Below are 11,746 nucleotides of genomic sequence, written 5' to 3'. Positions count from 1 at the left end.
CTGGTGGCGATAGCGAAGAGGTCACACCCGTTCCCATACCGAACACGGAAGTTAAGCTCTTTAGCGCCAATGGTAGTTGGGACTTTGTCCCTGTGAGAGTAGGACGTTGCCAGGCACCTGAAAAAGGACTAGCTATTTTAGCTAGTCCTTTTTTGTTTACAATTTATTTGTTTTATGAAAAAGTATAGTAAGAACAATAAAATTCACAATTTGCAGGTTTTGAAATAAATTTTAGTGGCAACGATAAAAGTAAAGAATAAACTTTAATAGTACATAGTTGAAAATTTTTTCATTTCCTTTTATATTTAAATTAAGGTCAAATATAGTCAAAGTCAGAAGGAGGGGGCAGCGTGCCAAATATCTCTGACATTATCGAACAGTATTTAAAACAAGTACTTGAATTAAGTGAAAGAGAAATTGTTGAAATAAGGCGCAGTGAGATTGCTGATAAATTTCAATGCGTTCCGTCGCAAATTAATTACGTTATCAATACCCGTTTTACAGTTGAGAGAGGTTATCTTGTAGAAAGTAAGCGAGGCGGCGGCGGCTTTATTCGTATTGCAAAAGTAAAAATGCATGATGCAGCGGATTTGTTTCAGCAAGTAATTGAGATGATTCAAAATGAAATTTCACAAGTAAGTGCTGAAAATGTCATTATTAGGTTAGTTGAAGAAAAAGTCATCACAGAACGAGAAGCAAAAATCATGTTGAGCGTTATCAATCGTTCAGTTATTAATATTGAACTTCCTTATCGTGATGAGCTAAGAGCTAATCTTTTAAAAGCAATGCTTAATTCATTACGCTACCGATAAGCTCATGATCTATTTTATTTAGAACAGGGAGTGATGACAGGATGATTTGTCAGCAATGTGAAACGAGACCTGCAACTCTTCACTTCACAAAAATTATTAATGGTGAAAAGACGGAGATGCATGTATGTGAACAATGCGCTTCAGAAAATGGAGATGCATTTTCTTTTTCAAATCAGCAAGGTTTTTCAATCAATAACTTACTAGCTGGCCTACTTAACCTAGACCCAGCAGTAACTGAAAATTATAAGCAACAAAGCCAGGAGGTTCTTTCTTGTCCTACTTGTGGCATGACATATCAAAGATTTGCTAAAATCGGCAGGTTTGGATGTGCAGATTGCTACAAAACATTTGAGCGACCTCTTATTCCTTTCTTGAAGAGGCTACATGGAGGTAATTATCTACATCATGGAAAAATACCAGCAAGAATTGCAAGTAATCTTCATTTAAAAAAGGAATTACAGGCATTAAGATTGAACTTAAAAGAGTATATCGAAAAAGAGGAGTTTGAGAAAGCAGCCGAACTCCGAGATCACATTCGATTACTAGAAAAGAAGATGAACGAATCGAGAGAGGAGGAAGCGTAATTCATGTCCCAGGATTTGTTCTTTTCCCAGCCTGTTAGCTCTTGGATGCGTCAAGAAGCTTCGAATTCAGATATTGTTCTAAGCAGTCGAATCAGGCTGGCTCGAAATTTAACTCATTATCTTTTTCCAACTCTCTTTTCTAAAGAACAAGCAGTTGAAGTGGTTCGAGTATTCGAGCAAGTTTTTCAAAAAAGCGAAAACACCAATCAGTGGAATTTGCATTTACTAAAGATGAACGAATTACAGCCTCTTCAAAAGCAAGTGTTGGTTGAAAAGCACCTTATCAGTCCTAACTTGGCTGAAGGAGATAACAACGGAGCTTGTTTTTTATCAGAAAAAGAAGATTTGAGTATTATGGTTAATGAAGAAGATCATTTACGCATACAATGTTTATTTCCAGGCCTTCAATTATCTGAAGCTTTAAGCACAGCGAATAAAGTAGATAATTGGATTGAGAAATACGTAGATTATGCGTTTGATGAAAATAGAGGGTATTTAACCAGCTGCCCCACAAATGTGGGTACTGGGCTACGTGCATCTGTGATGATGCATCTGCCGGCTTTAGTGATGACCCGTCAAATTCATCGTATTATTCCCGCTATTAACCAGCTCGGCTTAGTGGTGAGAGGAATTTATGGAGAAGGTAGCGAAGCTTTAGGGAATATCTTTCAAATTTCTAATCAGATAACCTTAGGGAAATCTGAAGAAGATATTGTGGCAGATTTAAATAGTGTCGTACAGCAGTTAATTACACAAGAGCACTCTGCAAGAGACGCGCTGTTTAAAACATCTCATGTAGAGTTAGAAGATCGAGTGTATCGTTCATATGGAGTATTGGCCAATAGCCGTATTATTGAGTCAAAAGAAGCTTCACAATGTTTATCAGATGTTCGATTAGGAATCGATTTAGGGTATATAAAAGGACTGAGTCAAAATATATTGAATGAACTTATCATTATGACGCAGCCAGGCTTTTTACAAAAGTATTCGGGAGGGCCCCTAAAGCCTCAAGAACGTGACATTAAAAGAGCCACCTTAATTCGAGAACGTCTCACTATAAATAAAAACACAAATTAAACGTGGAGGGTGACGATTATATGATGTTTGGTAGATTTACAGAGCGCGCACAAAAAGTATTAGCTTTAGCACAGGAAGAAGCACTACGTCTAGGTCACAACAACATTGGAACGGAGCACATTTTATTAGGTATCGTTCGTGAAGGTGAAGGAATTGCAGCAAAAGCTCTTTCTGCTCTAGGCCTAAGCACTGAAAAAATTCAAAAAGAAGTGGAAGCATTAATTGGCAGAGGCCAAGAATTAACGCAGACCATTCATTATACACCTCGAGCGAAAAAAGTAATTGAACTTTCAATGGATGAAGCCCGAAAGCTTGGTCATTCTTATGTAGGAACAGAACATATCTTGCTAGGCTTAATTCGTGAAGGTGAAGGCGTTGCAGCACGCGTTTTAAATAATCTGGGTGTCAGCCTAAATAAAGCTCGTCAGCAAGTACTTCATTTATTAGGTAGCAATGAAGCTGCTTCAAGCCATCAAGGCGGAGGTTCTTCAAATGCCAATACACCTACCCTAGACAGCTTAGCACGCGATTTAACAGTGGTAGCGCGCGAAGGAAGCCTAGATCCTGTTATCGGACGTGGGAAAGAAATTCAGCGTGTTATTGAAGTGTTAAGCCGACGTACAAAAAACAATCCTGTATTAATTGGGGAGCCGGGTGTCGGTAAAACGGCAATCGCTGAAGGTTTGGCTCAGCAAATCGTCAATAATGAAGTTCCAGAAATTTTGCGTGACAAACGCGTTATGACTTTGGATATGGGAACGGTCGTAGCTGGTACAAAATACCGCGGAGAATTTGAAGATCGCCTGAAGAAAGTAATGGATGAAATTCGTCAAGCAGGTAATATCATTCTCTTTATCGATGAGTTGCACACATTAATTGGCGCAGGTGGCGCAGAAGGTGCGATCGATGCTTCTAATATTTTAAAACCGTCTCTTGCTCGTGGAGAACTTCAGTGTATCGGTGCTACGACTTTAGATGAATACAGAAAATACATTGAAAAAGATGCAGCGTTAGAGCGTCGCTTCCAGCCGATTCAAGTGGATGAACCAACGTTGGAAGAGTCTATTCAAATCTTAAAAGGGCTTCGTGACCGTTATGAAGCGCATCACCGAGTATCTATTTCTGATGAGGCAATCGAGCAAGCGGTGAAACTATCAGATCGCTACATTTCAGATCGTTTCTTACCGGATAAAGCAATCGATTTAATTGATGAAGCTGGTTCAAAAGTGCGTTTACGTTCATTTACAACGCCGCCAAATTTAAAGGAATTAGAGCAAAAATTAGAATCAGTACGCAATGAAAAAGATGCGTCTGTTCAAAGTCAAGAATTTGAAAAAGCAGCATCTTTACGCGATACAGAACAACGCCTACGCGAAGAATTAGAAGACACAAAGAAAATTTGGAAAGAGCAGCAAGGTAAAGAAAACTCAGCTGTAACCGTAGAAGATATCGCGATGGTGGTATCTAGCTGGACGGGTGTACCGGTCTCTAAACTGGCACAGGAAGAGACAGAAAGACTGCTGAACATGGAAGAGATTCTTCACTCTCGTGTAATCGGCCAAGAAGAAGCGGTAAAAGCAGTTGCAAAAGCTGTGCGCCGTGCTAGAGCAGGCTTGAAAGATCCAAAACGTCCAATTGGTTCATTCATTTTCTTAGGACCAACAGGGGTTGGTAAAACAGAGCTTGCACGCGCATTAGCGGAGTCAATCTTCGGCGATGAAGACGCAATGATTCGTATCGATATGTCTGAGTACATGGAGAAACATTCTACTTCCCGCTTAGTAGGTTCACCTCCAGGATATGTTGGATACGAAGAAGGCGGCCAGTTAACGGAAAAAGTAAGAAGAAAACCTTACTCAGTTGTTCTTTTAGACGAAATTGAAAAAGCACATCCGGATGTATTTAACATTTTATTACAAGTGTTAGAAGATGGACGCTTAACAGATTCAAAAGGCCGTACAGTTGATTTCCGTAATACGATTTTAATTATGACATCAAACGTAGGTGCGGATACATTAAAACGAAGCAAGCACTTAGGGTTCACAGTAGAAGCAGAAGGGCAAGACTACAAAGATATGAAAGGAAAAGTAATGGCGGAAATGAAGCGCGCATTCCGTCCGGAGTTCCTAAACCGTATCGATGAAATTATCGTCTTCCATTCACTAGAGAAACCTCACTTAGCTGAAATCGTTAAATTAATGGCGGATCAGTTAACAAAACGCTTAAAAGAGCAAGAAATTGATCTTGAATTAACAAAAGAAGCAATTGATAAGATTGCAGAGGAAGGTTTTGACCCAGAATACGGTGCTCGTCCACTTCGTAGAGCAATTCAAAAACATATTGAAGACCGTTTATCTGAAGAGCTGCTAAAAGGGGTTGTTCAAAAAGGTCAGAAAGTGACGCTAGATGTAGACAAAGGAGAATTTGTTGTTAAATCCTCCGCTCCAAGCAGCATCAGCTAAATTTACTCAAACCAAGACGAGGCATACGAAAAAACACGTATGCCTCCCTTTTTATTTTAGCTTAGGAAATAGTGTACAATAGAGATAGAAATTGATTGAATGAACGGAGAGATTGATAACATAATGGCGAAACGAAAAACAAAATTTGCATGTCAGCATTGCGGATATGAATCAGCAAAATGGATGGGGAAATGTCCCGGATGCGGAAGCTGGAATTCGATGGTAGAAGAAATGGAAGAAACGAAATCATCACGCCGAGGAGCTTTTTCCGGAGCTACTGCTTCTAAAGTTCAAAAACCTCAGTCAATTACAGCGATTGAATCTACAACAGAACCACGAATTTTTACACCTTCTGCAGAGTTAAATCGTGTATTAGGAGGAGGTATTGTCAGAGGGTCACTCGTTTTAATAGGGGGAGATCCGGGTATCGGAAAGTCTACTTTACTTTTGCAAACCTCCGCGCAGTTAGCAATGAAACAAAATAAAGTACTATATATTTCGGGAGAGGAATCAACGAAACAAACGAAGTTAAGAGCGGACAGGCTAGGTGTAAAAGCTGAAGAACTTTATGTTCACGCAGAAACAAATTTAGAATTAATACTAGAGGCCATCTCAAGCATGCAGCCTGATTTTGTGGTGATTGATTCAATTCAAACCATTTACCATGCTGATGTGACATCAGCGCCAGGAAGCGTCTCACAGGTGCGAGAGTGTACGGCTGAACTAATGCGTGTTGCTAAAACGAATGGAATTGCCATCTTTATTGTGGGTCATGTAACGAAAGAAGGGGCCATTGCAGGTCCAAGACTTCTTGAACATATGGTGGATACGGTTCTTTATTTTGAAGGAGAGCGTCATCATACTTATCGTATATTAAGAGCGGTTAAGAACCGATTTGGATCTACAAATGAAATGGGCATTTTTGAAATGAAAGAAAGCGGGCTAGAAGAAGTATTGAATCCATCTGAAATCTTTCTAGAAGAACGGTCTCAGGGAGCAGCAGGGTCGGTTGTTGTCGCTTCAATGGAGGGGACAAGACCCGTATTAGTAGAGCTGCAGGCGCTAATCAGTCCAACGAGCTTTGGAAACCCTAGAAGAATGGCGACAGGAGTAGATCATAATCGCGTTTCGCTTATCATGGCTGTCTTAGAAAAGCGTGTAGGAATGCTGCTGCAGAATCAAGATGCCTATTTAAAAGTAGCAGGTGGAGTGAAATTAGATGAACCAGCAATCGATTTAGCTGTAGCCGTTAGCATTGCTTCAAGCTTCAGAGATGCTGCTTCTAGCGCTACAGATGTTATTGTAGGAGAGGTAGGATTAACAGGTGAAGTACGCCGAGTGTCTAGAATTGAACAGCGAGTTCAAGAAGCGGTAAAATTAGGGTTCCAACGAATTATTATCCCGGAGAAAAATTTAGGAGGATGGAAAGTCCCAGATGGTATTGATGTGATTGGGGTATCAACAGTAGCGGAGGCTCTGCAATATACATTAGGAGGATAAGCAGTGGAAGGAGAAAAAACAACAGTTAGTCAAAAACAAATATCAGAAATTCTGCAGTTTGTAGCACCAGGAACCCCTATTCGTGACGGTATCGATAACGTCTTGCGGGCAAAGACGGGCGGCTTAATTGTTATGGGCTACAATGAACAAGTCAAAAAGATGGTAGATGGAGGATTTTCGATTAATTGTGCATTTACACCTGCGCATCTATACGAGTTAGCCAAAATGGATGGAGCGCTTATTTTAAACGACAGCGGAAGCAAGATATTATTTGCTAATGCTCAGCTCATGCCAGATCCTTCTACTCCTTCTTCACAGACGGGAATGCGTCACCGTACAGCCGAGCGTGTAGCTAAGCAGTCAGGTGTATTGGTGATAGCCATTTCGCAAAGACGAAATGTGATTACGCTTTACAAAGGGTCTCTGCAGTATGTATTGAAAGACATTAGCGTTATTTTAGCAAAAGCCAATCAAGCGCTTGGAACCCTTGAAAAGTACAAGGCGGTATTAGACGAATCGATTACAAGTCTCAGTGCATTAGAGTTTGAAGAGCAAGTAACTCATACAGATGTGCTGCAGTCGCTTCATCGTACAGAAATGGTTCTGCGTATTAAAAATGAAATTTTGAGCTATATTAGCGAGTTAGGAACAGAAGGAAGACTAATCCGTCTCCAAATGAATGAACTGCTTTCTCACTTAGAGGAAGAAGCAACTTTATTAATCAAAGATTATATGTATGACCTCAGCTTTGACCCTTACCGAGTAATTGAACGCATGCAGCAGCCGTCAAATAATGTTCTTCTCGATGACCAAACGCTCCTTCGCTTAATGGGGTATCCTATGTATACAAGCTTTGAAGACAGCGTTATTCCTAGAGGGTATCGAATGCTTCATAAAATTCCAAGACTTCCATCAATTATTATTGAAAATCTCATTGATGAATTAGGGGATTTAAAAACGATAGCAGATGCGTCGGTAGAAGAATTAGATGAGGTAGAAGGCATCGGTGAAATTCGAGCACGGAAAATTAGAGAAGGCCTAAAAAGACTAAAAGAGCAGCATCTTACAAACCGTCAGCTATAGGATATTAATTGACATTAAATGTTTGATTCATTAAGATATTGTGAAAATACAAAAAAAGTGACAGTTTGTTTACAAATTCTGTTTTTTGGTTAAATAACAGGTTTCAATCATTGTAAACTGTTTATAATGATAAAGGGAGGTGAAGGCGTGTTAAAACGTTTTGTACAGTTATTTTTTATTATTACAGGTGGTACATTGGGCGTCTTTTTTATACCTGAACTTATTCANTATAATGATAAAGGGAGGTGAAGGCGTGTTAAAACGTTTTGTACAGTTATTTTTTATTATTACAGGTGGTACATTGGGCGTCTTTTTTATACCTGAACTTATTCAATTATTAAATCTGCAAGATGTAGCATTTCTAGAAAAACCTTACGTCGATGCAATACTGGGAGCTATTTTGTTTTTCCTTGTCACGTTTTGGATTGTTGATTATATAGTTGAATTAATTCGCCGAGTGGAAGAGGCGTTACTGAAGGCGCCTGTAACGGATGTACTTTTTGGTAGCTTAGGATTGATTTTAGGGCTTATTGTAGCCTACTTGGTCGGAGCTTTTTTAGGAAGAATTCAACTTCAAGTAGTAAGTACCATTTTACCAATCTTTCTAAGTATTCTTTTAGGTTACTTAGGGTTTCAAGTCGGCTTTAAAAAACGTGATGAGCTTGTGAACGTGTTTTCGATGCCATCTCGAATTGGGAAGAAAAAAGGGCAAGAAGAAGAAGCAGATAATGAAGAATCACTAAAATCTCTTAAAATTTTAGATACGAGCGTTATTATTGACGGCCGTATCGCAGATATTTGTCAAACAGGATTTTTAGACGGAACGATTGTTATTCCGCGCTTTGTGCTTGAGGAACTTCAGCATATTGCTGATTCGTCGGATGTTTTAAAACGAAACAGAGGTAGACGAGGTCTAGATATTCTAAACCGTATTCAAAAGGAACTGGCAATGAAGGTAGAAATTTATGAAGGCGATTTCGAAGACATTCAAGAAGTGGACAGTAAGCTCGTCAAATTGGCAAAGCTGACTTCCGGGTTGGTCGTTACAAACGATTTTAATTTAAATAAAGTATGTGAACTTCAAAATGTCGGCGTCTTAAATATTAATGACTTAGCAAATGCGGTCAAGCCAATTGTGCTTCCGGGAGAAGAAATGAACGTGCTGGTTATAAAAGACGGTAAAGAGCATAATCAAGGTATTGCCTATCTTGATGACGGTACAATGATCGTGGTAGAAGAAGGAAGAAATTACATTGGAAAGCAAATTGATGTACTGGTGACGAGCGTACTCCAAACCTCAGCAGGCCGTATGATTTTTGCGAAACCCAAGCTATTAGAAAAAGCACTGTGATGTAACAGGTAAAGGGAGTATACCTATGAAGTATGAAATTATCGTTTTAGCTGCAGGGCAGGGGAAGCGAATGAAAGCGGGGCGGAACAAACAATTTTTAACTATTCAAAACGTTCCGCTTATCATTCATACGCTGCAAAAATTCGAACAAGATCCTTGGTGCAGTGGAATTGTACTAGTCGTAAACGAAAAAGAAGTGGCGATTTTTGAAGAGTTATTAACCGAATATCCAATTCAAAAGGTTCAATCATTGACAGTTGGAGGCGATGAACGTCAACATAGCGTTTATAACGGCCTTAAAAGTTTAAAGCAGGCTCAGATGGTATTAATTCATGATGGCGCTCGTCCATTTGTTCAACAAAACACAATCCATGAGTTAGTAGAAAAAGCTGCTAGTGATAAGGCTGCTGTGCTGGCTGTTCCAGTAAAAGACACAATTAAGCGTGTGGAACAGGGTACTGTCATTGAAACAGTTGAGCGCTCTAGCTTGTGGGCTATTCAAACGCCGCAGGCTTTTCTTTTTGATGTAGTAATGGATGCACATGAAAAAGCAAAAACAAATGAATACTTAGGCACCGATGATGCAAGCTTAGTAGAAAAAGCGGGGCAAAAAGTATCGATTGTAGAGGGAAATTACGATAATATAAAACTAACAACACCAGAAGATTTGTTATATGCAGAAGCTATATTAACAAAGCTAAACACAGCTAAAGGAGTGGAAAAATGAACATACGAGTAGGACAAGGTTTCGACGTACATGAATTTGCAGAAGGAAGACCTTTAATCATCGGTGGTTTAGAAATTCCGTATGAAAAAGGATTATTAGGCCATTCAGATGCAGATGTGCTGTTACATACAATCGCAGATGCCTTATTAGGAGCGGCGGCTAAAGGAGATATCGGAAAGCATTTTCCAGATACAGACCCTGAATTTAAAGATGCTGATTCAGCAAAGCTTCTTCAACATGTATGGAAACTACTAAAAGATGAAGGCTATGAATTAAGCAATGTAGATTGCACGATTATCGCGCAAAAACCTAAAATGGCTCCTTACATTGAACCAATGAGAGAGCGCATTGCGCAGCTGTTAGAAGTAAGCATTTCTCAAATTAACGTCAAGGCAACAACAACAGAAAAGTTAGGTTTTACGGGACGTGAAGAAGGAATTGCCGCCCAAGCAGCCGTTTTAGTTTATCAAAAATAAAAACAGTTGACTTTGACAGATACCTATTTGGTGATAAAATTAGAACATGTCTAAAACATATAAATACATACTATAAGTAATATTAAATTGGAGGTCATCTTAGTTATGTCAAGCGAAGTAAGAGTTCGTTATGCCCCGAGTCCAACTGGACATCTTCATATAGGGAATGCAAGAACAGCACTATTTAATTATTTATTTGCACGAAATCAAAACGGTAAATTTATTATCCGTATTGAAGATACAGATCAAAAGCGTAATATCGAAGGCGGAGAAGAAAGTCAGCTGCGCTATTTAAAATGGTTAGGTATTGAATGGGATGAGAGTATCGATGTAGGCGGCGAGTACGGTCCTTATCGCCAGTCTGAACGTACGGAAATCTATCAAGAGTATACGGAAGAACTTCTTGAAAAAGGATTAGCTTATCACTGTTATTGTACGTCAGAAGAGCTTGAAAAAGAGCGTGAAGAACAGCAGGCGAACAGTCAAATGCCGCGTTATTCAGGTAAGTGCCGTAACTTAACAGCTGAACAGCGTGCTGAACTAGAAGCAGAAGGCCGTGAGCCAAGCATTCGCTTTCGTGTTCCTAGTAACACAGAAATTAAGTGGAATGATATTGTCAAAGATGAAGTATCATTTGAGTCTGAAGGCATTGGTGATTTCGTTATTGTGAAAAAAGACGGTACACCAACATATAACTACGCTGTAGCCATTGATGATTATCTAATGAAGATGACACATGTTCTACGCGGAGATGATCATATTTCCAATACACCGAAGCAAATTCTTGTGTATGAAGCTTTAGGCTGGACGCCTCCTGTATTTGGTCATATGACGTTAATCGTAAATGAAAATCGTCGCAAGCTAAGTAAACGTGATGAGTCAATCATTCAGTTTATTGAACAATATAAAGAATTAGGCTACTTGCCAGAAGCACTGTTTAATTTTATTACAATGCTTGGCTGGTCACCTGTGGGAGAAGAAGAAATCTTCTCTAAAGAACAGTTTATTGAAATTTTTGACCCAGCTCGTTTATCAAAATCTCCAGCACTATTTGATACAAGCAAATTACGTTGGATGAACAACCAATACATGAAACAATTGGATTTAGACGAGGTAGTAGCTTTATCAGTTCCTCACTTAGTGAAAGCTGGAAAAGTTGAAGAAACGCGCGATGCAGAAACAGAACAATGGGTACGTGACTTAGTTGCTCTATACCAAGAACAAATGAGCTTTGGCGCTGAGATTGTTGAACTTACTGAAATGTTCTTTAAGAAAGAAATTGATTACAGTGAAGAAGCAAAAGCAGTACTTGCTGAAGAGCAAGTACCGGAAGTGTTAAAAGCATTTGCTGAAGAGATTTCTTCCTTAGAAGAATTCAGCGCTGATGAAATTAAGGCAGCAACAAAGGCTGTACAAAAAGCAACAGGTCAAAAAGGTAAAAAACTATTTATGCCAATTCGTGTAGCAACAACAGGCGAAACACACGGCCCTGAGCTTCCAAAAGCTATTTCTCTTTTAGGGAAAGAAACAGTTTTAGCTCGTCTAGAAAGCATTTATAGTTAACAAATTTCTAGTTTGCCCATATGATAAAATAATCAAATATGGATATCGTTGAGAAGGAAGAGTAGGCAAGTTCATTGCATATCAGAGAGGGTTATCACCGGCTGAAAGTAA

10 protein-coding genes, 1 rRNA gene and 1 other annotated feature (1 of these 12 running past the window's edge) are annotated in these 11,746 nt (G+C 39.3%); all 11 genes read left to right on the top strand.

What is annotated here, in order from left to right:
• The 11 genes from rrf (at position 1) to gltX (ending at position 11,635) form a co-directional block, all read left to right on the top strand.
• Positions 1 to 115 (top strand): 5S ribosomal RNA (gene rrf, locus ACOZIR_RS26465).
• 235 nt (positions 116 to 350) lie between these two features.
• Positions 351 to 812 carry a CtsR family transcriptional regulator gene (locus ACOZIR_RS26460; protein WP_013054895.1) on the top strand — a complete coding sequence of 154 codons (462 nt, stop codon included), beginning with the start codon at positions 351 to 353 and terminating at the stop codon, positions 810 to 812.
• A 41-nt stretch (positions 813 to 853) separates the two neighbouring features.
• Positions 854 to 1,396: a UvrB/UvrC motif-containing protein gene (locus ACOZIR_RS26455; protein ID WP_045294428.1), complete on the top strand. Its 543-nt coding sequence runs from the start codon at positions 854 to 856 to the stop codon at positions 1,394 to 1,396.
• Positions 1,397 to 1,399: 3 nt separating this feature from the next.
• Entirely contained in the window at positions 1,400 to 2,473 is a 1,074-nt protein-coding gene (locus ACOZIR_RS26450; RefSeq protein ID WP_013054897.1) for a protein arginine kinase, read from the top strand.
• Positions 2,474 to 2,493: 20 nt separating this feature from the next.
• Positions 2,494 to 4,935 carry an ATP-dependent protease ATP-binding subunit ClpC gene (gene clpC, locus ACOZIR_RS26445; protein ID WP_014462041.1) on the top strand — a complete coding sequence of 814 codons (2,442 nt, stop codon included), beginning with the start codon at positions 2,494 to 2,496 and terminating at the stop codon, positions 4,933 to 4,935.
• A 123-nt stretch (positions 4,936 to 5,058) separates the two neighbouring features.
• Positions 5,059 to 6,435 carry a DNA repair protein RadA gene (gene radA / locus ACOZIR_RS26440; protein WP_013054899.1) on the top strand — a complete coding sequence of 459 codons (1,377 nt, stop codon included), beginning with the start codon at positions 5,059 to 5,061 and terminating at the stop codon, positions 6,433 to 6,435.
• A 3-nt stretch (positions 6,436 to 6,438) separates the two neighbouring features.
• Positions 6,439 to 7,518, top strand: coding sequence for a DNA integrity scanning diadenylate cyclase DisA (disA, locus tag ACOZIR_RS26435; protein ID WP_013054900.1), 1,080 nt, complete (start codon positions 6,439 to 6,441; stop codon positions 7,516 to 7,518).
• 253 nt (positions 7,519 to 7,771) lie between these two features.
• Entirely contained in the window at positions 7,772 to 8,869 is a 1,098-nt protein-coding gene (locus ACOZIR_RS26430; protein WP_014462040.1) for a PIN/TRAM domain-containing protein, read from the top strand.
• A 25-nt stretch (positions 8,870 to 8,894) separates the two neighbouring features.
• Positions 8,895 to 9,596, top strand: coding sequence for a 2-C-methyl-D-erythritol 4-phosphate cytidylyltransferase (gene ispD / locus ACOZIR_RS26425; protein ID WP_074683731.1), 702 nt, complete (start codon positions 8,895 to 8,897; stop codon positions 9,594 to 9,596).
• A complete protein-coding gene (ispF, locus tag ACOZIR_RS26420; RefSeq protein WP_045294424.1) occupies positions 9,593 to 10,072 on the top strand; it encodes a 2-C-methyl-D-erythritol 2,4-cyclodiphosphate synthase in 480 nt (159 codons plus the stop codon). Before ispD ends, ispF begins: the two co-directional genes overlap by 4 nt.
• A gap of 105 nt (positions 10,073 to 10,177) precedes the next feature.
• Positions 10,178 to 11,635 carry a glutamate--tRNA ligase gene (gltX, locus tag ACOZIR_RS26415; protein WP_310879075.1) on the top strand — a complete coding sequence of 486 codons (1,458 nt, stop codon included), beginning with the start codon at positions 10,178 to 10,180 and terminating at the stop codon, positions 11,633 to 11,635.
• A gap of 39 nt (positions 11,636 to 11,674) precedes the next feature.
• Positions 11,675 to 11,746, top strand: a binding site (T-box leader) (it continues 152 nt past the right edge of the window).

It is taken from the genome of Priestia sp. D3YE.R1, from assembly GCF_049199565.1.
GTDB classification, from domain to species: domain Bacteria; phylum Bacillota; class Bacilli; order Bacillales; family Bacillaceae_H; genus Priestia; species Priestia aryabhattai.
This window is presented reverse-complemented; position numbering and strand designations above follow the sequence as displayed.

Coding starts and splice junctions, on each gene's coding strand:
- ACOZIR_RS26455 (WP_045294428.1), top strand. CDS start 854: ATGATTTGTCAGCAATGTGAAACGAGACCTGCAACTCTTCACTTCACA.
- ACOZIR_RS26450 (WP_013054897.1), top strand. CDS start 1,400: ATGTCCCAGGATTTGTTCTTTTCCCAGCCTGTTAGCTCTTGGATGCGT.
- clpC (WP_014462041.1), top strand. CDS start 2,494: ATGATGTTTGGTAGATTTACAGAGCGCGCACAAAAAGTATTAGCTTTA.
- radA (WP_013054899.1), top strand. CDS start 5,059: ATGGCGAAACGAAAAACAAAATTTGCATGTCAGCATTGCGGATATGAA.
- ispD (WP_074683731.1), top strand. CDS start 8,895: ATGAAGTATGAAATTATCGTTTTAGCTGCAGGGCAGGGGAAGCGAATG.
- ispF (WP_045294424.1), top strand. CDS start 9,593: ATGAACATACGAGTAGGACAAGGTTTCGACGTACATGAATTTGCAGAA.
- gltX (WP_310879075.1), top strand. CDS start 10,178: ATGTCAAGCGAAGTAAGAGTTCGTTATGCCCCGAGTCCAACTGGACAT.